Origin of the sequence: Streptomyces netropsis (genome assembly GCF_014203545.1) — a bacterium.
GTDB lineage: Bacteria > Actinomycetota > Actinomycetes > Streptomycetales > Streptomycetaceae > Streptomyces > Streptomyces netropsis.
In genome coordinates, this window is record NZ_JACHJG010000014.1 from 160354 (window position 1) to 178993 (window position 18640).

Annotated in this window: 19 protein-coding genes; 7 read left to right on the plus strand and 12 right to left on the minus strand. The window is 71.2% G+C overall.

What is annotated here, in order from left to right:
• Positions 1 to 72: 72 nt before the first annotated feature.
• Positions 73 to 648: an AMIN-like domain-containing (lipo)protein gene (locus tag FHS38_RS28380; protein WP_184738324.1), complete on the minus strand. Its 576-nt coding sequence runs from the start codon at positions 646 to 648 to the stop codon at positions 73 to 75.
• 300 nt (positions 649 to 948) lie between these two features.
• Positions 949 to 2436 carry a MocR-like transcription factor YczR gene (gene yczR, locus FHS38_RS28385; protein ID WP_184738326.1) on the minus strand — a complete coding sequence of 496 codons (1488 nt, stop codon included), beginning with the start codon at positions 2434 to 2436 and terminating at the stop codon, positions 949 to 951.
• Positions 2437 to 2537: 101 nt separating this feature from the next.
• On the opposite strand from yczR, the gene yczE reads away from it, so the two are divergent.
• On the plus strand, positions 2538 to 3284 hold the full coding sequence (gene yczE / locus FHS38_RS28390) for a membrane protein YczE (protein WP_260420989.1): 747 nt from the start codon (positions 2538 to 2540) through the stop codon (positions 3282 to 3284).
• Positions 3285 to 3518: 234 nt separating this feature from the next.
• Here the strand turns inward: yczE and FHS38_RS28395 are convergent, their stop codons facing one another.
• Together FHS38_RS28395 and FHS38_RS28400 are read right to left on the minus strand one after the other, a co-directional pair.
• Positions 3519 to 3899 carry a VOC family protein gene (locus FHS38_RS28395; RefSeq protein WP_184738328.1) on the minus strand — a complete coding sequence of 127 codons (381 nt, stop codon included), beginning with the start codon at positions 3897 to 3899 and terminating at the stop codon, positions 3519 to 3521.
• Positions 3900 to 4231: 332 nt separating this feature from the next.
• Entirely contained in the window at positions 4232 to 4723 is a 492-nt protein-coding gene (locus tag FHS38_RS28400) for a MarR family winged helix-turn-helix transcriptional regulator (RefSeq protein ID WP_184738330.1), read from the minus strand.
• A gap of 60 nt (positions 4724 to 4783) precedes the next feature.
• Here FHS38_RS28400 and FHS38_RS28405 point away from each other — a divergent pair, with 60 nt between their 5' ends.
• Complete coding sequence (locus FHS38_RS28405) at positions 4784 to 5917, plus strand: questin oxidase family protein (RefSeq protein WP_184738332.1); 1134 nt, start codon at positions 4784 to 4786, stop codon at positions 5915 to 5917.
• A 274-nt stretch (positions 5918 to 6191) separates the two neighbouring features.
• Here the strand turns inward: FHS38_RS28405 and FHS38_RS28410 are convergent, their stop codons facing one another.
• The 3 genes from FHS38_RS28410 to FHS38_RS28420 are packed head-to-tail and all read right to left on the minus strand — an operon-like array spanning position 6192 to position 8089.
• Positions 6192 to 6362, minus strand: a complete 171-nt coding sequence (locus FHS38_RS28410) for a hydrophobic protein (protein ID WP_184738334.1) — start codon at positions 6360 to 6362, stop codon at positions 6192 to 6194.
• A gap of 1 nt (position 6363) precedes the next feature.
• Positions 6364 to 7425 (minus strand): SMP-30/gluconolactonase/LRE family protein, encoded by a 1062-nt coding sequence (locus FHS38_RS28415; protein WP_260420990.1) that lies wholly within the window; start codon positions 7423 to 7425, stop codon positions 6364 to 6366.
• Between the two features lie 7 nt (positions 7426 to 7432).
• Positions 7433 to 8089 (minus strand): diguanylate cyclase, encoded by a 657-nt coding sequence (locus tag FHS38_RS28420; protein WP_184738338.1) that lies wholly within the window; start codon positions 8087 to 8089, stop codon positions 7433 to 7435.
• 1750 nt (positions 8090 to 9839) lie between these two features.
• Here FHS38_RS28420 and FHS38_RS28425 point away from each other — a divergent pair.
• Complete coding sequence (locus tag FHS38_RS28425; protein WP_221495449.1) at positions 9840 to 11084, plus strand: PLP-dependent cysteine synthase family protein; 1245 nt, start codon at positions 9840 to 9842, stop codon at positions 11082 to 11084.
• Positions 11081 to 12373 carry an MFS transporter gene (locus tag FHS38_RS28430; protein WP_184738341.1) on the plus strand — a complete coding sequence of 431 codons (1293 nt, stop codon included), beginning with the start codon at positions 11081 to 11083 and terminating at the stop codon, positions 12371 to 12373. The genes FHS38_RS28425 and FHS38_RS28430 overlap by 4 nt, the downstream gene beginning before the upstream one ends.
• A gap of 138 nt (positions 12374 to 12511) precedes the next feature.
• Here FHS38_RS28430 and FHS38_RS28435 read toward each other — a convergent pair whose 3' ends face one another.
• Together FHS38_RS28435 and FHS38_RS28440 are read right to left on the minus strand one after the other, a co-directional pair.
• Positions 12512 to 13618: a PP2C family protein-serine/threonine phosphatase gene (locus tag FHS38_RS28435; protein WP_184738343.1), complete on the minus strand. Its 1107-nt coding sequence runs from the start codon at positions 13616 to 13618 to the stop codon at positions 12512 to 12514.
• Positions 13619 to 13754: 136 nt separating this feature from the next.
• Positions 13755 to 14105 carry a DUF1330 domain-containing protein gene (locus FHS38_RS28440; RefSeq protein ID WP_184738345.1) on the minus strand — a complete coding sequence of 117 codons (351 nt, stop codon included), beginning with the start codon at positions 14103 to 14105 and terminating at the stop codon, positions 13755 to 13757.
• Between the two features lie 200 nt (positions 14106 to 14305).
• On the opposite strand from FHS38_RS28440, the gene FHS38_RS28445 reads away from it, so the two are divergent.
• Positions 14306 to 14923, plus strand: coding sequence for a hypothetical protein (locus tag FHS38_RS28445; protein WP_184738347.1), 618 nt, complete (start codon positions 14306 to 14308; stop codon positions 14921 to 14923).
• Between the two features lie 143 nt (positions 14924 to 15066).
• Complete coding sequence (locus tag FHS38_RS28450; protein WP_184738349.1) at positions 15067 to 15279, plus strand: hypothetical protein; 213 nt, start codon at positions 15067 to 15069, stop codon at positions 15277 to 15279.
• A gap of 62 nt (positions 15280 to 15341) precedes the next feature.
• Here the strand turns inward: FHS38_RS28450 and FHS38_RS28455 are convergent, their stop codons facing one another.
• Together FHS38_RS28455 and FHS38_RS28460 are read right to left on the minus strand one after the other, a co-directional pair.
• Complete coding sequence (locus FHS38_RS28455; protein ID WP_184738351.1) at positions 15342 to 16598, minus strand: DUF1266 domain-containing protein; 1257 nt, start codon at positions 16596 to 16598, stop codon at positions 15342 to 15344.
• Between the two features lie 134 nt (positions 16599 to 16732).
• On the minus strand, positions 16733 to 17578 hold the full coding sequence (locus FHS38_RS28460) for a hypothetical protein (protein ID WP_184738353.1): 846 nt from the start codon (positions 17576 to 17578) through the stop codon (positions 16733 to 16735).
• Between the two features lie 358 nt (positions 17579 to 17936).
• Between FHS38_RS28460 and FHS38_RS28465 the strand changes: the two genes are divergently transcribed.
• Positions 17937 to 18287, plus strand: coding sequence for a PRC-barrel domain-containing protein (locus FHS38_RS28465; protein ID WP_184738354.1), 351 nt, complete (start codon positions 17937 to 17939; stop codon positions 18285 to 18287).
• A gap of 84 nt (positions 18288 to 18371) precedes the next feature.
• On the opposite strand, the gene FHS38_RS28470 is transcribed toward FHS38_RS28465, so the two are convergent.
• On the minus strand, positions 18372 to 18599 hold the full coding sequence (locus FHS38_RS28470) for a DUF5133 domain-containing protein (RefSeq protein WP_184738356.1): 228 nt from the start codon (positions 18597 to 18599) through the stop codon (positions 18372 to 18374).
• Between the last annotated feature and the right edge of the window lie 41 nt (positions 18600 to 18640).

The following is an 18640-nucleotide window of genomic DNA, read 5'->3' on the forward strand; positions in this document are numbered from 1 at the left end:
AGGGCGTACAGCAGCAGGGGCCGTCGGGCCGCACTCCGGGTGCGGCCCGACGGCCCCGGGTGTCGCGCTGGGTCACCAGGTGTGCGCGACGTCCACGATCAGCCGGTCGCCGGACTGCAGCACCCGGAAGGGCAGCTTGGCGCGGACGCCCAGGCCCACCTGGGTCTGTCCTTCGAAGCTCGCCCCGAACCGGGTGTCCTTGAACGTCTTGTATCCGGCGATGTTCACACCCGGCAGCGGCTGTCCGGCCTTGCCGGGATAGGTCGGCTTGCCGGTCGCCGGGGAGTAGCTCGGAGCGTTCACGTACACCTGCAGGATGGCGCCGCCGCCGACGGGGATCAGGTCACCGGATCCGTCCTGGTGGAACGCGCTGACGTAACCGACGTGATAGCCGAGCTTGCCCGTCGCACCGCCGATGTCGAAGACCATGCGGTCGTAGCATGCGTGCCGGCCGGTCGTGATGTTCTTCAGCGGCTTGGAGCCGGAGTCCCTGGCCGTCTTGTCGCCGCTGCCCCAGACGGTCGAGCAGGCGGTGGCCGTGGGAGCCTTCCCTGCCTGGCCGGTCGTGGCGCCGGCCGTACCGGCCGTGCCCGCGAGCCCCGCGCCCGCCAGCACGAGTGTCGCGGCCGCTGTTGTCAGCCGTCGCATGACGTACCTCCAATATGATCTGAATACAGATACATGTGAGAGAACGTTCCGGGCGGCGGCGGAGTTGCACACGAGGCGGCTTTCGGCCAACGCCGGGGCGAAGTTGTCGCGAAGGCGGGCAGACGCCAGGACCACCGGCCGACGGCAGTCATGACCGGGATCCGCGAGACGCCGCAGCGTCGGGTCGAGGCCCGCGAGTCGGCCGGCGGCGGCTGCTAGCAGCCGGACCGCGCGACGGCGCGTTCCGGGTGCCGGCCCACCCGCGCACCCCGCCTCGGGATGCCCGTCCGGGTGGCGGCCTCAGACGACCCAGTGCGGTCGGCGGCTGGTGGGCGAAGGCGGGAGGCCGTCCGCGAGGACGGCGGCCATGCGGTGTACGGCCTCGCGCAGCGTGTCCGGAGGCATCGTGTAGGGGATGCGGAGCCGTTGCTCGAAGATGCCCGGGTCGGTGGCGAAGTAGGCACCGCTCTCGATCCGGACCCCCTTGTCCAGCGCCCGCTCGGCCAGCGCCGAGGCGACCGGCGCGCCCAGGTCGACCCACAGCGACAGGCCGCCGGGCGGCAGTTGCCAGGTCCACTGCGGGATGTGCGCGGACAGGGCCGCGGCGAGGGCGGCGCGCTGCCGGCGCAGCTGTTCCAGCCGGGACGGCAGGAGTTCCCCGCCCCGGTCCAGCAGGGTGAGGGCCAGGAGTTGATCCAGGACCGAGCCGCCCATGTCGGTGGCGACGCGCTGTCCGGCGAGCTCGGTGACGAGGCGCGCGGGCGCGCGCAGCCAGCCGATGCGCAGACCGCCCCAGTGGGTCTTGCTCATCGACCCGATGGTGATGACCTGGCCGGTTCCACCGGGCGTGGGGTGGGAGGCGAAGGGCTGCGGGGCGGGGATGTCGAGGGCGAGGTCCGCCAGGGTCTCGTCGATGACCAGCCAGGTGCCGGAGCGGCTCACGGCGCGCAGGACGCGCTCGCGCGCGTCCTCGGGCATGAGGCAGCCGGTCGGATTGTGGAAGTCGGGGATCAGATAGGCCAGTTGGGGCACCATCTGGCGCAGGGTGGATCCGATGATCTCGACATCCCAGCCGGTGTCGGTCACAGGGACCGACACGGTGCGAAGCCGGGCCCGGCGCATGGCCTCCAGAGCGTTCGGGTAGGACGGATTCTCGACCATGACCCGGTCGCCGGGGCGACAGAGCAGCCCCAGGACGAGCGTGAGCGCGTGCTGGGCGCCGGAGGTCACCAGGATCTGCTCGGGCACGGTGGTCAGGCCCCGCCGGGTGAAACGCTCGGCTACGGCGGCGCGCAGTTCCGGCAGGCCGTAGGGGTGGTAGCCGGGAGTGTGCGCGTGCTCGGCCAGTTGCGGGGTGATGCGGGCGAGGGCGTCGACGAGCGTCTGTTCCGGTAGCCCGGGGGCAGCCCTGGCCAGGTCGATCGCGGTGTCCTGGGGCCCGAGGAGCCGGGTGATGCCGCTGGGGGCGCGGCCCTCGGGCAGGGCCGTCCACGTGCCGGAACCCTGGCGACTGTGCGCGTAACCGCTCTCCCGCAGCAGGTCGTACACGGCGGTGACGGTGGTCCTGCTGGTGTCGAGGGCGGCGGCCAGTTCCCGTTCGGCGGGGAGCCTGATGTGCAGCGCGATGCGTCCGTCCAGGATCAGCGCGCTGATCGCCTGGGCCAGATGCCGGTAGGCGGGCCTCGCTCCCGCCGGGTCGGGCAGCATCGCCGCGAGCTGCCGGCTCCCGAGGGTCCGGTCCGTGTGACCCACCCTGTCCACGCGCGGGAACGGATTCGTCTCAGCCATACCATTCTCCGGGGATTGGCCATGCCATCTGGGCCGATCACTCTACAGAGTTGCCCCAATGGCCTTGAAGGCGCCCAAGCACACGGTGGAGGCAACCAGGTATGCGACAAGACATCACGGACCGCTCGGAGCGCGAACTCCGGTACGGCCAGGAGGATCACACCGCGATACCGCCCGGGTCCCGGACGAGCCCGCCCCCGCCGCCCCTCACCTACGTGTCCCTCGGCGAGCGTCCGCTACGGCGCCTGGCCCAACTGTTCATCGGCCTCGCCCTGTACGGATTCAGCCTCGCGCTCATGGTCCGGGCCGCGCTGGGCGTCAACCCCTGGAGCGTCCTGTACGAGGGTCTGGAGAACCACACCACCTTGAGCTTCGGCACGATCAGTGCAGTCCTGGGTGTTCTCGTGCTGCTGTTGTGGATCCCCCTCAAGCAGCGGCCGACGTTCGGCACCGTCGCCAACATCGTCGTCCTGGCGTGCTCGTCCGACCTCGGTCTCCTGCTCGTCCCCCACCACCTCGGGCTTCCCGCCCGGATCGCTCTGCTCCTCGGCGGTGTCCTCGTCAACGGACTGTCCGTCGCCGTCTACGTCGGCGCGCGCTTCGGCCCCGGCCCCCGGGACGGGCTGATGACCGGCGCGGCCGCCGCGACCGGGCGTTCCATCCGGCTGGTCCGCACCCTGATGGAGATCACCGTGCTCGCCGTGGGCTGGCTGCTCGGTGGGAGCGTGGGTGCCGGCACCGCGCTGTACGCACTCGCGGTCGGCCCCACGACTCAGTTCTTCATGCCCTGGTTCGCCTACAGGGAGCCAGGACCGCGACGGCTCCGTCCAGGGCCTGTCCCGAAGTGAAGTCAGGAGCCGGTCGTTGATGACGGTGATGCGGAGGACGGCTTCGTGGCGACGGCGCGGTCGGCGGGAGCTCCCGCCAGGAGCCGTAGCAGTCCTGGAGTCCCGCCAGGGCGCACCGACCCGCACCCGCCCTCTGATCCCAACAGCGTTTCCAGCCGCGCCCACTGCTCATCGGTCAGGTCAAGCCGCCTCGTCAACGCCAGGTACCTGGTGCCGAGGCGCGACCGATGCGCATCAGAGTGGGTTGAGGCGGGCCTTGAGCAGGCAGAACTCATTGCCTTCGGGGTCGGTCAGGACATGCCACTGCTCCTGCCCTGTCTGGCCGATGTCGGCCGGGCGCACACCGAGCTTCAGAAGGCGTTCGAGCTCGGCGTCCTGATCGCGGTCGGTGGCGTTGACGTCGATGTGCAGCCGGGACTTCCCCTTCTCCGGCTCGTCCCTGCGACTGAGGATGATCGTCGGCTGCGGACCGCCGAACCCTTCGCGCGGCCCGATCTCCAGCGTGCCGTCGTCCTCGCGATCGAGCACGACGAAGTCCAGGACCTCGCACCAGAACCGCGCCAGCAGTTCAGGGTCGCGGCAACCGAGCACGAGCTCACTGATGCGACATGCCATGACGAAACCTGCTCTCAGCCTGGGAGCCGCCGGGGAGGCCACACGCGAACCTCATGGGCTTCCAGCAGTGAAGACAATCCCGCGACCGTACCGGACCCCCTTCTCCGCGTTGAACGACTTCACAATGCCCTGAGGCATGGTCGTGCCTCTCTGCGGACGGTGTTCGAGTGTCCCCATGGGACAGCGAGAGACCTACCCGCTGAGAGGGCACCGGAGGCGGGGTTCACCCAAGCGGTGGAGTGTCGTGGGGATGCCGGCCCTCTCCTGGCGGCGTCACCGGCAACCGCCGAACGTTGCCGCTCACAGCACTTAGGCCGCCGTCAGGAAACGGCCTAGTTCTGCACCTCATGCACCCAGGCGGAAAGACCCGCCAGGAAACCCGCCCGTTCGCTCGGTGACAACCCGTCCAAGGCGCGCAGCAAGGGCTCGCCGCGGCGGGCGACGAAGCTTTCGAGCGGCGCGCGGAACTCCTCGGCGAGCGACACCAGGATCCGGCGGCGGTTCGCCGGATCCTCGGTGCGTTCCACGATGCCCGCCCGGCTCAGGCCGCCGACCAGTTCGCTGGCGGTGGGCAGTGACACATGCAGCCGACGGGCGATCTCGCTGACGGACAGCGGTTGTCCGGCCAGCAGTTGCGGCAGTACGGCGCCGTGGCGCGGCGTCAGCCCGTGCGTCTCCATCGCCTCGCGCAGCGGAGCCGGCATGAGGCCCCGCACCACCGGCCCGCGGAAGAACGGTTCCAGCAGCGGTACGAGGCCGACGACGGCGATCTCGTCGGGAGTCGGCCTCCGGGGGGCCTTCCCGGCCTCGTCAGTGTGCGGCATACTGCGAGTGTAGATGGTTTGTATTTCCAAACTATTGGGATGTTCGAAGGGTGGGGTTCTGTGTCCTCGGTCAGCTACATCGACGCGGTCAACGATGCTTTGGAGCGGATGGACGATCTCGGGTACGAGCGCGGGCAGGGGGCCGACCTCGCCAACCACGGCCCGATGGGCGCCGAGGCGCTGGCTCTGCTCGGGCAGGAGGACGAGGTCGCCCGATGGGTCGGGCGCTACCGGGGCGCGATGGAGCATCACGAGCCGCCCACCGCGCGCTTCGCCCTGGACCCCATGGACGAGTCCTCCTGGCGTTCCGCGCTGGGGGCCTTCGGCCGGGCCGGGGACTGGGAGCTGCTCTTCGTCCGGGAGCTGGCCGAGGCGCACTGGCGGGAGGTCCTCGTCCGCTGGTGGCCCCGCTTGATCCCGGGCCTGTTCGCCGGTCTGACCCACGGCCTCATCCGCACCGCCCACGCGGTACGCGGCCTGTACGCGGCCGGCGACAAGCCGACGCGGCTCCAACTGCGGGAACTGGCGCGAGGCCTGGCGTACTGGGCCGCCCGTTATACGGAGCTCCCCGGCCACCCGCGACTGGTCGGCCCCCACACCCTGCCCGCCGCGGTCGCCGCACTGCCCCGCGTGGCGTCGGACGGCCCGATGGGCCCTGCCACGGCCCGCGGACGCCTGGACACCCTCGCCGAGCTGCCCGGCTACACCGAGTCGCTGGAGTGGCTGGCTCCCGAGCAGGCCCCCCGGCTGCTGAGCGAGATGACGCTCCAGTTCGCCGACGTCTATCTGGGCCACCCCGAGGTGTTTCCGGTCCCGCTGATCCACGGTGTCACCGCGCCCGCCGCCGTACGCATCGTCCTTCCGCATCTGCCGCACGAGTTGTACGAGCCGACGCTGGCCCAGCTGTGGCAGGTGCACGCTGCGTTCCTGCTGGTCTTCACCACCGACCGGCGCGACGAGGGCACGGCGGCCTGGCGGTCGGAAGTCCCGGACCTGCCCCCGGTGGCCGATCTGGGCGCACGTGCCGCCGAACACGGCGACGAGCACGTCATCAAGTTCACCGAGGCGTGCCTGCGTGAATACGCCTTGCTTCCCGACCCGCGCTACGTTGCCGCCGCGTCCGCCGCGCAGCGGCGCATCTCCCGGCTGGACGCCGGCGGCGGTGTCGGGGGTGCGGGGGCCGGCACGCCGTGACCGGTCCGGGATGGCCGCACCGGCACCGTGACGCACTCAGGGGCCGATGCGGCAGGCCGGGGACGGGCAAGGGCCGGAGGTGCGCGGGTTCCCAGCGCGGCCGCATGCCTGCCCCCGGTCGGGAGAGCGCGTACCCCTCGGGATGACCGCGATTCCTCGCGCCCGTCGTCGGCCTCACACCACCCGGCACGGCGGAGCCGGCGGAGAAGGGTGTGGGCCGGTTCGGATCCCCACGGATCCGAACCGGCCCACGACGTGCTATGGCGGGGTCAGGTCACCATCGGTACCACCGGCCGCGCCCGCCGCCCGCGTTGGTGGAGCGCATGAGGAAACCGAGGAGCCAGATCACGAGCACGACGACCGCGACCCACCACAGGATCTTCAGTGCGAAGCCGGCACCGAAGAGGATCAGAGCGAGTAGTAGGACCAGAAGCAAGGGAACCATGTCATCCACCTCCAGACGAACGTGTGCCCCGCGGAACGCCGTTCACGCCTGGTGGTTCTCCCGGCCCGTCTCCCGGGGCGGAGGGCAGTGGTGCCGTGGCGATCGCCGGTTCCACCAGGCTTCCCAGGTACAGCGTCCCGTTGTGTTCCAAGGCGCTGGTGGCCAGGCGGTAGTTGTGCGCGCGGCGCCGCAGATCGTGCACCAGACGGCCCTGCGCATCCCGGCCTTGTACGTGTGTCGTACGCCGGGGGTCGGGCAGCAGGGCGCCGGGCAATGCCCACAGAGCCCTTCGAAGCGCGGGGTGGTGGCGGTGCAGAGAGTCGAGGAGCGCGTTGCGGGGGCCGGCCAGAGCCACCCAGACGAGGCCGTCACGGCTGGTCGTCAGGTTGTCGGGAAACCCCGGCAGACGGTCGGCGAAGAGGTCGGTGGCACCCGCCCGGTCGCCGGTGAGCCACAGACGCCGCAGCCGGTACGCCCCCGACTCGGCCATGACCAGGAACGACTCATCGGGAGCCAGGCAGAGGCCGTTGGCGAACTGCAGCCCGTCCACGACGACCTCCGCGGCGCTGCCCGGCACCCAGCGGATGACGCGGCCGGTGCCGGAGTGTTCGAGGATGTCGCCCTTCCAGTGGTGAAGGGGGAACCGCCGACTGGAGTCGCTCACGAAGACGGTGCCGTCCCGGGTGACGGTGACGTTGCTGCACAGGTTCAGCGGTTCTCCGGCCGCCGCGGTCAGAACGGTCTCCACCGTGCCGGTCGCCGGGTCGACGCGTAACAGCCCGTCGTAGGCGTCGCAGACCAGAAGCCGGCCGTCCGGAAGCAGGTGCATCCCCAGAGGCCGACCTCGTGTACGGGCCACCTCCTCCACCCGCCCCGTGGTGGCGTCCACCCGCAGGATGCGGCCGTCGGCCACGCCGGTCAGTAGATTCCCGGACGCGTCGAGCGCGAGGTGCTCGGGACCGGCCCCGTCGAGCGGGAGCAGCCGCAAGGGCGGCAGCGCGGGACTTCCCGCCCCGGTCGGCGGGCGGCGGGGCCGCGGCGGCCGCCAGACGACCGGCCTCATGCGCGGCTTATGCGGCATGGCCGATCCGCCCCCGCCGGGCCCGTACGCAGCGCAGCATCTCCTCCGCGTACGGCAAGGCGACGAAGAGGCCCACCGCCGCACCGACCGACGCGAGGTACGCGGCGGGAAGAGGCTGATCCTTGGGTACGAGCTTCCAGTCGTCCGCGGCGGCCTCCTTGCCGTTCCGCAGGCCGGCCCGCACCTTGTCCCAGTGCAGGCAGGCGGTGAAGGCTGCCGCCGACAACGGCAGCACCTCCAGGAAGCTGTGGATGTGCTGCTCCACCGGGTGTACTTCCCGGTCGTGTGTGGCGATCGTGACGTCCCACAGCGCGGTCGCGCCGTGCGCGACGGCCGCGCCGCCCATCAAGGACAGCACCAACGGGTTGACCTTCGCGACCAGGCCCGCCACGACCGGGATGCCGGCCTCGGTCATCATCAACGCGTGCACCGCCGACTCCCGTACGCCGCTGGTCTCCTCGATCCGTGTGCGCCGGTGCATCACCCAGTCCGCCACGGCGGGTACGAACCACAACGGCAGCACTCCGTACATGAGGAACCTGCGGCTGGCGTTCTCCACGTCGTCCGCACCCGGGGGAATCCGCAAGGCGGGACCGTCACGCCACCGCAGCCACCGGCGTGCGGGACCTGTCCGGGATATACGCATGGAAGTCCTCCCTCTTGTCGTGACGGGAACCGAGCCGGTCCGGGCGCCCATCGCGGTCCGGTCGTTCCGCCGTGTTCCGGGCGCGAGCGGCTCGAATGTCTGCTCGAAGTGACGGCGCCGGGAGGGCAGGGGGGCGGCTCGCCGGGGGCACGCCGGGCCCGGCGGGCTTTCCCGCCGGGCGCGGCTCTGTGCCGTGTGTTCCGCTTCCTGCCATAGCGCTCCTTCACTGTTGCCGTCGCGTGGCCGGGTACCCGGCCACGCGGCCGGTATTCCCGTGTCGCGCCCGGCGGACGGACGGCCAGGGCCGGCCGGCCCAGCGCGCCCGGCACGGGGACGAACCCGGATGGGCGGCCGTGTCGAGGATCGGCGGTGTGACGGCGCTTCGGCGGGGCGATCGCCCCTGACAACCGAAGGGGCCCGGACGTCATGCCGACGCCATGGCCGGGAACTGCAACGTCCCTGCGTAATAAGGGTGTCGGCCGATTCGCAAACCGCTGCCGCCGACCCTTATGCGGAGCGCCCCGGGTCGCTACGATGACGGCAATGGTCACGGTCCGGCGCGCCTTCGGTCTGCCGCGGACTCGCCCTGTGGGCGCAGGTCCGCGGCGCCTGTTGCTGCTGGCGACGCTCCTGCTGGGCCTGTTGTACACCCATGGCTTGAGCAGTGAGGGGGCCGGCGGTCACGCGGTCACCGCCATGGTGTCCGGCGTGGTGGCCACCGGTCACGCGGCGGAAGCGGAACGGCTTCCCGCTGCCGGCGGTGCGGCCGCGGGCAGCGGTGCCCATCGGCAGCGGCCCGCTCCCCACGGCGCCGCCGGGCATGGGGTGGAGGACTGCCTGTCCGCTCAACCCCAGCAGATCTCACCCCTGCCGACTCCCTGTGCCACACGGTCGGTCGTGGTGCCCGTACCTCCCCTCCTCCAGGCCGTCGCGTCAGCGGCCGAGGCCGCGTCAGCGCCCCCGCCGTCGATCGATTCCGCGATTCTGATCATTTAGGCGCGCACCACCACGGATCGGCCTCCCCTTCCGGCGTGCTCGGCCGCGCTGGTCGAGGAGGCCGTCGACAGGGCCGTTCGCGATGCCCGCGGGACCGCGTCGCACGCCGCCTTCCCGCAGGCGAACGGCGCTCCCCATGACCTTCCCCGCCGTTCGTCCGCCGAGGCCCGTCCGCCGCACGCCCTGTGCGCTGCGCGCGCGGTCCCGGCTGCCGTCCCGGCTGCCTACGGAGCACTGGTGACGTACAACCCCCCACCCCTTTACGCCCTCCGGAAACCCGTCCCCCCACCCCGCCCACCGCTGTGGCTTCCCGTTCTCGGCCTCGCGGCAGTCCTGCTGGTCACCCTCTTCGGCTGCGGACCCTCCGCCTACGGCGGCGGCTTGCCCCAGACCCCGTGGAAGGCGGAAGCGGGCAGCGGTGCGCAAGGCACCCCGCCCGCGCAGCCCGCGTCGTCCCACCACCACGGATCGATCTGCCACGGGCCGGCCACCACGGACCGATCCGGGCGGATTCCGCGCTGGGCACCGGAGCCGGCGCCCCTGGCCCCAGGCGTCATCGGTTCCGCGGTCGTCCCCCTGTTCCCGGTCGCCTCCGGGCGTCCGCCCCACGGAGAGCAGGAGGAGAGGCGGACGGGACGGGCGACACTCACCCGCCTCTGCCGGTGGAGGACGTAGGCCCGCACGGTCACGGCCGAGTGCCACCACCTCGGCTCTTCGCGCACACCGTGCCCGCATCCCACACGAGAGCGAAACAATGACGCGTCCTCAGATCTCCAAGGCACCTTCCGCCGCCCCCGGACACGCGGGGCAAGCCACTGCGACAGCCGTCCACCCGCCCGCCCAGGGCGTGTCCGGATTAGTGGGCAACACCCCGCTCCTGCGGGTGTCCGAACCGCTCGCCCCCGCCGGACGCGGATTCTGGGCGAAGCTCGAGGGCTTCAACCCCGGCGGGATCAAGGACCGCCCCGCCCTGCACATGGTCGAGCGCGCCCGTGCCCGTGGTGACCTGCGCCCCGGCGGCGTGATCATCGAATCCACGAGCGGCACCTTGGGGCTGGGACTGGCCCTGGCCGGCATGGTCTACGGCCACCCCGTCGTCCTCGTCACCGACCCGGGCCTGGAACGGTCCATGACCCGGCTGCTCACCGCCTACGGAGCCCAGGTCAACGTGGTCTCCGAACCCCACCCCACCGGCGGCTGGCAGCAGGCCCGCAGAGATCGCGTGACCCAGCTGATGGACCGGCACCCCGGCTCCTGGTGCCCGGACCAGTACAACAACCCCGACAACGTGGCCGCGTACACACCGCTCGCCCTGGAACTGGCCGCCGGAATCGGCCACATCGACGTCCTGGTGTGCAGTGTGGGAACCGGCGGGCACTCCGCCGGGGTGTCACGGGTCCTGCGGCAGCTCTACCCCGAACTGAAGCTCGTCGGTGTCGACACCATCGGGTCGACCATCTTCGGCCAGCCCGCCCGCACCCGGCTGATGCGCGGGCTCGGGTCGAGCATCTACCCCCGCAACGTCGCCTACGGCAACTTCAGCGAGGTGCACTGGGTCGCTCCCGCGGAGGCCGTATGGACCTGTCGGGAACTGGCCGCCTCGCACTACGCGACCGGCGGCTGGAGCGTGGGCGCCGTCGCGCTCGTCGCCGGGTGGCTGGCCCGGACCCTGCCCGCCGACACCCGGATCGCCGCCGTCTTCCCGGACGGACCGCAGCGCTATCTCGGGACGGTCTACGACGACGACTACTGCGCGGCCCATGGGCTGCTGGACGCCCGGCCGTCGGTCGAGCCGGACGTCGTGGGAAGCCCCGACGAGAAGGAAGTCAGGCGCTGGACGCGGTGTGTGAAGGTGGTCGACCCGCTCACCCTGCCCGCCCTCTGCACGGACCCCAGGGAACCCGCTGCGGCCCGGCCGGACGCGGCGGCGGACCCGTCGGACGCCACTGGCCGAAACGCCCCGCAGGCGGCCCCTGACGTCCGGGAGCGCAACCGGTGAAAGGCATGATCACCCAGGTGCGTTCCTTCGAACGCAGCGTCCAGCTCCTGATGGTGAACCAATTCACCATCAATCTCGGCTTCTACATGCTGATGCCCTATCTGGCCCAGCACCTCGCGGGGAACCTCGGTCTGGCCGCGTGGCTGGTCGGATTGATCCTGGGGGTGCGGAACTTCAGTCAGCAGGGGATGTTCCTCTTCGGCGGCACCCTCGCGGACCGGCTCGGCTACAAGCCGGTGATCATCGCCGGGCTGATGCTGCGCATCGTCGGTTTCGCCGTGCTCGGGCTCGTCGACTCCCTGCCCGCGCTGCTGGCTGCGTCCGCGGCCACCGGTCTGGCCGGCGCACTGTTCAACCCGGCGGTCCGGGCGTACCTGGCCCAGGACGCGGGCGAGCGCCGGGTGGAGGCGTTCGCCCTCTTCAACGTCTTCTACCAGGCCGGGATACTCCTCGGGCCACTGGTCGGCATCGCGCTGACCGGCGTGAGCTTCCGGCTGACGTGTGTGGTGGCCGCGGGTGTCTTCGCGGTGCTGTCGGTTGTGCAGATCCGTGCCCTGCCTGCCCGTACCGCACCGCCCGACCCGGACAAGTCGGCGGTGTCGGTCCTCTCCCAGTGGCGGACGGTCGTGACCAACCGGCCGTTCCTGCTCTTCTCCCTCGCCATGATCGGTTCCTACGCGCTGTCCTTCCAGGTCTACCTCGCGTTGCCGCTGGAGGTGGAACGCGTCGCCGGAGACGGACAAGTCAACACCGTGGGCGTCGGGTTGCTCTTCGCCGCCTCCGGCCTGGCCACGATCTTCTGTCAGACCCGGCTCACCACGTGGTGCAAAAGAAGACTGGGCCCGGGGCTCTCCATGGTCGCGGGGCTCGGCTGCCTCGGCGTCGCCTTCCTGCCGCTCCTGGCCGCCACGGCGCTGACGGCGCCGGGCCAGGGACCGGCGCGCTGGGCCCTGGCCGTCGGACCGCCGCTGATCTCGGCGCTGTTCATCGCCCTCGGCACCATGCTGGCCTACCCGTTCGAGATGGACACGATCGTCGCGCTGGCGGGGAACCGGTACGTGGCCACGCACTACGGCCTCTACAACACCATCAGCGGCATCGGTATCACCGTCGGCAACCTCCTCACCGGCGTGACGCTGGACGCGGCCCGCACCGCCGGGGCCCCGGCTCTGCCCTGGGCCGTCCTCGCCGCCACCGGTGGGGCCTGCGCACTGGCTGTTCTGGGCCTCCACCGCACGGGCCGCCTCACACTGGCCGCGGCACCGCGGCCGCACCCCGCGACGGCCTGATCCGTCCGGCCTCCGATGCCGGGGGCGGGGCACTCACCACGTGTCCCGCCCCGGCGTCGGCAAGGTCTCTGTCTGCACCGGGCCGCCCCGTCGCCATCGGCCTCCTGTTCGCCCGTCGTCCGCCGGCCGGGCGGCCCGTCACGGGCAGCGCTGGATGGCGACCAGGGCGACGTCGTCGCCGAGGGCGCCACCGGTGTGGGCGAGCAGGTCCGTGTGGATGCGGTCGATGAGCTGCTGCGGTCCGGTCACCTCGCACCCGGCCAGGCGTTCCGCGAGGGGGTAGAAGACGCCTTTGCCGTCGCGTGCCTCGATGACTCCGTCCGTGTAGATCAGGATCAGATCGCCGTTGTCGTAGCCGAACGGCTCGGAGACGTAGTCGTCCTCGGTGAAGTCGCTCCCCAAGCCGAGAGGGAGACAGGGGTCCTGCACCGCGAGCGGGGTGACCTGGCCGTCGCGTACGAGCAGCGGGGAGGGGTGGCCGCAGTTGATGAGCTGGATCTGCTCGCCCTCGTCCGGGATCTCCAGGACGGCGGCGGTCACGAAGCACTCTCCGGCTTCGGGGCCGGCGGTCGGTTCGGCCATGTCCCAGTAGACGGTGTTGTGGAGGTGGGCGACCAGTCGCGGCAGCGGGGGATGGCGGTGGGCGGCGGCGCGGAAGGCGCCGAGGAGCAGGGCCGCGTCGCCGACGGCGGCAAGGCCCTTGCCGCGTACGTCGCCGATCATGATGCGGGTTCCCTGCCGGGTACGGACCGCCGCGTACAGGTCGCCGCCGATGCGGGCCTCGGCTTCCGCCGCGATGTAGAGAGACGCGATCCGCAGCGGGCCGATCCTGGACGGCAGCGGCCTGAGCAGGACCTTCTGGGCGACATCGGCGACCAGCCGCGTCTGGCCGAGTTTCCGCTCGTGCCGCTCGTAGACGATGCGGAAGGCGACGACGAAGAGGGAGACCGCGAGGATGGCCCCGATCTGTGTCTGCTGCTCGGCTGTCGTCAGCCGGCCGAAGATCGCGCTGAGTGCGACCTCGGCGCCCACGGCGAGCGCACCGATGAAGGCTGTCAGCCGGGGGCCGCCGATCGCCGCCGTGATGGCCGGCGCCACGACGAGGAGCGGCCCCAGATGGATGTCGGCACCGGTCGCCAAGTCGACCGCCATGATCGCCCCGATGAGCCCGAGCGGTACCGCGATCAGTCCGGGGCGGTGCCGCCACGGCTGGCCCTGGCCCAGCGGACGGTGCGGAAGACGCATGGTTCCTGCTTACCTTGCCGACGGCACCGGGCGCTCGTCCGACACGTCTTGTGCGCAGGGCACGTAGGGCCGGGCGGAGACGGCAAGGCCCGCGCGACGAACCTGCCGGCGACACGTGCTCACCCCGCCGGCCCGGTCACTCCCGAGGTTCGGATCCGGCGGGCAGCCCGCGGGCCCGCTCGGCCGGGTCGTAGCCCGGTCCCACACCATCGATCAGCAGCACGTCCCCCTCGATGTGATCGGTACGCAACCGAAGGATGTCCTGGTAGGCCGCGGAGTCGTACCAGGCACGGGCCTCGGCCAGGCCGGGGAACCCGATCAGCACCATGCTGCCGGGCCAGTTCCCCTCCAGCACCTCCGTCGGCGGCCCGTGGATGACGAAGCGGCCCGCGAAGGGGTCGAGAGTGGCCTGGATACGCTCCAGGTATTCGATGATGTCGGAGTGATGGCGGCGGCTGCGGAGATGAGCGAAGCCGAATGCGGACATGGCCGGGCTCCCTTGGTTCCGGGGAAACGGTCGGTGTCGAGGCGTGGTGAAGCGCACTGCGCCTTCGCGGGGCCCCGGACCGGATACGGATCACCCTGACCGCCGGTGAGGGGGAAAGCGATTACCTGTCAGGTAATGAGGCGCACCGGTCTCGCCGACAGTCGGATGCGCGCGGGCCGGCGGAGCCGTAGCCTCACTCGATGACCAGCTTCGAGACGCATCGTCGGCGGGTCCACGATGCGAGCCTTCCGGTGCGCGCCCGGCACGCCGCCTTGCGTACATGCGTGGTGTGCTTCGCTCCGTACGGCTTCCGTGCGACCTACCACCATCTGTGCCGCAGCGCCCGGATCCCGGCCGACCTGCGAAGTGACCCGGCGTCGCTGATCCGGGCGGTGGAGGAACTCCACGCGGCCCGCGGGCTCTGGGTGGCGGACGAGGCGGCGTTCATGGCACGCCGCCGACAGGAGAAGGCAGTTGGCCGGCGGCACATCACCTCGGACGGTGGCTGGCGGGACCGGGGACGCGGTCCGGCAGGCAGCCTCGCCTACTGCCCCGACCCCGAGCGTCACCCCACCGAACCGCTCCCGACCGTGCTGGGACGCATCCTGCGTTCCCGCGTCCCGGCCGCGGCGGCATCCTCGATGTGCCGGGCGTGCGGCAGCGACGCGGGGACGACCGGCTGGAGCTGCGGCCACTACCTGCACCGGCTGTGCGCGCGGTGCGGAGTGAGCCTCAGCTCGCAGGAGACCGATGCCGACCGGGCCGTTCTGGCGGCCCGGGAGGAGCGGTGGAAGGAAGTCTGGAGACGCGCGGTCTGACCACGAAGACCCTGCCGCCCCGAGGGACCGCCGGTCAGGTGACCCTGCCGTGAAAGAGGTGCTATCCCCTCCGATCGCTGGAAGAAAGCCAGGGGATGACCACCACGCCCGGCACACGGCCGCGCGGACACCAGGGACGGACCATGCAGACCGACACCGTAAAACGGTTCCTCAACGCCCTCAGCCCGGCAAGTCGGGACGACGTGCAGCACATGCCCGCCGAGAAGCAGGAACAGATGGCCGCGGCGTGGGAGAAGTACCTCAGCGACGACACCTCGCTGCTGACGCTGAGCGAGCTCGACCCACCCAGCGCCGAACACCGAGCCGCCGAGCACGTCATCCAGGATCTCCACTGACACACCCCACGCCTCGGGGTGTCCCGCCGGGAGGCCGGTGGCGGGGTGTGCGGCCCGAGGGTTCAGGCACCGCCGGTGAACGGCACCGTCCGCCACGGGCTGTCCGGGTCGCTGGTCAGCGCCCGGTGCGCGTCCAGGACCGTCGTGTACCAGGGGCCGAACTCCTCCGCGTCGAAGTGCAGACACCGCCCCAGTACGTACCCGGCGGAAAACTCCTCCCACGAGTCGTACGAGGCCTGCGCGGCCCCGGCCGCGTGCTCGATCGCCGCGTACATCTCGGACTCCGTGGCATGCCGGGCGCCCCGGCCCCAGCGGGCCATCTTGGAGCCGCGGCCGATGTCCCACGCCGCGATCGTGCGCACGAAACCGTCGGGCGGCAGAAGACCATCGGCGCGGAAACGGGCCTCGTACCGCAGCACCTTGCCCACCAGAGCACGCAGATGCGCCACGAAGTCACCGAACTCGGGGTCGTCGTCGACCGTGCCGTCCTCCTGGGCACGGGCGCGCAGCGTCGACTCCACGCAGTCGCGCCACTGTTCGGGATCGACGCGGCGGGCCCCCGCACGGAGCAACGCCGTCCGTGCCCCCAGTACGAAGTCCCAGTACCAGGGGCTCACCTCCTGGTCGAGGAGCCGCTGCTGGATCCCGAGCCAGTCCTCACGGTCCTGCACACCCCAGTCGTCGGCGATCCGTTCGGTCTCGCCCCGATAGCCCATGCCGTGCCAGTGCGGCGTGTTCCACGCGTCGCCGTTACGGAAGCACAGGTGTGCCCCGCAGGCCAGGCCGTGCAGCAGCGGGCCGGGGGCGGGGGCGCCGGTGCGCCGGGTCACCACACGGTCCATCAGCGCGTCCGGGGAGAACAGCTCGTGATGCAGGTCCAGCCACGTCTCCCGTTCCTCGTCGTCGGTCAGGAAGTACTGCTCGCAGGGTGTGGCCGCGTTGACCGCGAGGACGTCCACCTCTCGGGGGACGATCTGCGCGAGCGCGCCGAGGGTCGCGTACTCGTAGACGAGGTACGGATGCGGTCGCGGGAGCAGGCCGGAGGTGTAGACCTGCGCGACGGTGCGTCCGTCGGGCGTCTCGGTGGTCAGCATGGGGTACGTGCCCTGGCCGGCCGCCCGCGCCTGGTCGAGGCGCACCGGGTAGTACACGCCCTCGATCGCGAGGGTGCGCAGATAGGCGTACGCACTGTCCGCCCGGCTCAGCTTGTACAGGTACTGCTCCACGTCGGTGGGCGCCTGCCAGCGGCTCCCGTCCTGGGGCGCCGGGACCAGCGGGAAGAACTCGTCGTGGACCTCGTCCTCGGCTGCCGCGTGCATCAGGGTTCCCTCTGTTCCGGTCCCGCCCGGGGGCGGTCTCACGATCGTGTGCGTACGGTGACGGCCGCTCTTCCGTGTCCGGAGACGGGGCGGCCGGGCCCGACGGGCGGACGGCCGCCGGGCGGGGCGCGTTCTCAGCCCGTCCGACGGTCCGGCACCTGAGGTGCGGATTCCAAGGCGTGGGCGTCCGTGTCCTGTTCGGCACGGAGCTGAGCGGCCACCGCGTCCGTGCGGTCCCTCAGTGCGCGCACCCGCTCGGCGGTACGGGTTCCCTGCGGGGGAGCCTCTGCGGGAAGGACCGGTACGCCGTGGGCCTGCGCGGTGAGGACCAGACTGTGCATGACCTCCGCCTGCTGGGCCAGCAGGGCCGTGGTGAACATGTTGGCCCGCAGGGTCTTCTGCAAGCCGAACGCGCCCCGGTAGGTGATCTCACAGGCGACGGCGACGGTCTCCAGCCGTTGCTCGGCCGCCTGCTCCAGCGCGGCGAGCATGACGGACGCGAGACCCTCGACGACCTTGGTGACCACCCACTTCCGGCCCGGAAGGGGCGGCAGCAGATCCCGGATCCGGTCGATCTCGGCGTCGAGCGCCTCTGTGGTCATGGCGCTGAACGCGTCGTGCATCTGAAGGTTGACCACCTTCGACCACGGGATGTCCTCGCCGTCGAAGCCGACCGACTCGGGGCCGAAGCGCAGTGCGCCGATGCCGTCCAAGGGGCGCAGCGCCTTCGCGGTGATGGCGGGGACCCGGGGATGGCGGCAGATGAGGGCGCCGAGCGAGAATTCCCACTGCTCGTGCGTGGGCGCGGCAGGTGCGGGCAAGGAGCGGAGGACGGAGAGAACCCAGTCACCGGAGGCGTTGGTACCGGCACGTCCGGCGTCGGCTCCGCGCTGTACGGCCTGTGCGATGTTACTGCCGAAGGCGGTGGCCGCGGTGCCCACCGAATCGCCCAGACTGCGTGCCCGGTCGAATATACCCATGCCCTGACCCTGCCTCACCTGCGATGTTCTTGTGGCGGCGACACTCTACCCAGAGTTCGGGAGCCGGTGATCAGCCACAGCGCGCCGGCACGCGACGCCGTGGGGGCAGGGGGGCGGACCGCCGCCCCGGCAAAGCGCTTGGTCGTATTCCTTCGAGAACGTCGTTGTATTGCCCATGGGGCGATTTCTGCCTCCCCCGTGACGGCGCGTCGGCCCTCCGGACGCGGAATTCCGGTACGAACTCACGGTGGGTGTGTAGAAAGGAGAAGCAAGGGCACGCGATGGATCGAGGGACGGTCGCTCCCTTTCGGAGCACCGATTTCCTCACGGCTGCATATCGTCGATGAAGGAGCCTTTCATGACCGAGAACATCTGGGGTTACCAGCCGACGGCCGGCCACACCGCGGGCACCAGCCTGGTCGGGTACAAGGTCGAGGCGACCGACGGGAGCATCGGCAAGGTCGACAAACACAGCGACGACGTGGGTTCCGCGTACCTGGTCGTGGACACCGGGGTGTGGATCTTCGGAAAGCACGTCCTGCTGCCCGCCGGCACCATCATCCGGATCGACGCGGACGAGCAGAAGATCTACGTCGGCCGGACCAAGGCCGAGATCAAGGACGCACCCGAGTTCGACAAGGAAAAGCACCTCGGAGACCCGGGCTACCACGATCAGGTGGGCGGCTACTACAGCGGTCACCGCGCCTGACACCGCACGCGACCTGACACACCGCACACGAGTGGGGGCCCGCCGGAAACCGGCGGGCCCCCACCCCGTGTGCACGCACGGGGATCAGGTGCTGAGGACGGAGTCGTCCGAGGGCCGGGCCCCGGGGAGCCGGTGGCGGGCCGCGATCAGGGCGGCGTCCACATCACGGGTCCCGGTGGACACGCACAGCGTGTAGGAGACGTCCTCCATCCGCCTGCGCACCTCTTCCCCGCCCTTCCGTGCGCCGAGGGCATGGAGGGTCTCGTACTCCGCGATCAGGTCGGCCAGCACTGCGGGGTGGGCCATCAGCATGTTCGGGCTCCTCTCGACTGCCGTCCCCCGGTCGGGCGACC

Coding starts and splice junctions, on each gene's coding strand:
- FHS38_RS28450 (WP_184738349.1), top strand. CDS start 15,067: ATGCAGACCGACACCGTAAAACGGTTCCTCAACGCCCTCAGCCCGGCA.
- yczE (WP_260420989.1), top strand. CDS start 2,538: ATGCGACAAGACATCACGGACCGCTCGGAGCGCGAACTCCGGTACGGC.
- FHS38_RS28440 (WP_184738345.1), bottom strand. CDS start 14,105: ATGTCCGCATTCGGCTTCGCTCATCTCCGCAGCCGCCGCCATCACTCC.
- FHS38_RS28460 (WP_184738353.1), bottom strand. CDS start 17,578: ATGGGTATATTCGACCGGGCACGCAGTCTGGGCGATTCGGTGGGCACC.
- FHS38_RS28455 (WP_184738351.1), bottom strand. CDS start 16,598: ATGCACGCGGCAGCCGAGGACGAGGTCCACGACGAGTTCTTCCCGCTG.
- FHS38_RS28400 (WP_184738330.1), bottom strand. CDS start 4,723: ATGCCGCACACTGACGAGGCCGGGAAGGCCCCCCGGAGGCCGACTCCC.
- FHS38_RS28410 (WP_184738334.1), bottom strand. CDS start 6,362: ATGGTTCCCTTGCTTCTGGTCCTACTACTCGCTCTGATCCTCTTCGGT.
- FHS38_RS28415 (WP_260420990.1), bottom strand. CDS start 7,425: ATGAGGCCGGTCGTCTGGCGGCCGCCGCGGCCCCGCCGCCCGCCGACC.
- yczR (WP_184738326.1), bottom strand. CDS start 2,436: ATGGCTGAGACGAATCCGTTCCCGCGCGTGGACAGGGTGGGTCACACG.
- FHS38_RS28395 (WP_184738328.1), bottom strand. CDS start 3,899: ATGGCATGTCGCATCAGTGAGCTCGTGCTCGGTTGCCGCGACCCTGAA.
- FHS38_RS28435 (WP_184738343.1), bottom strand. CDS start 13,618: ATGCGTCTTCCGCACCGTCCGCTGGGCCAGGGCCAGCCGTGGCGGCAC.
- FHS38_RS28380 (WP_184738324.1), bottom strand. CDS start 648: ATGCGACGGCTGACAACAGCGGCCGCGACACTCGTGCTGGCGGGCGCG.
- FHS38_RS28465 (WP_184738354.1), top strand. CDS start 17,937: ATGACCGAGAACATCTGGGGTTACCAGCCGACGGCCGGCCACACCGCG.
- FHS38_RS28470 (WP_184738356.1), bottom strand. CDS start 18,599: ATGCTGATGGCCCACCCCGCAGTGCTGGCCGACCTGATCGCGGAGTAC.
- FHS38_RS28420 (WP_184738338.1), bottom strand. CDS start 8,089: ATGCGTATATCCCGGACAGGTCCCGCACGCCGGTGGCTGCGGTGGCGT.
- FHS38_RS28445 (WP_184738347.1), top strand. CDS start 14,306: ATGACCAGCTTCGAGACGCATCGTCGGCGGGTCCACGATGCGAGCCTT.
- FHS38_RS28425 (WP_221495449.1), top strand. CDS start 9,840: ATGACGCGTCCTCAGATCTCCAAGGCACCTTCCGCCGCCCCCGGACAC.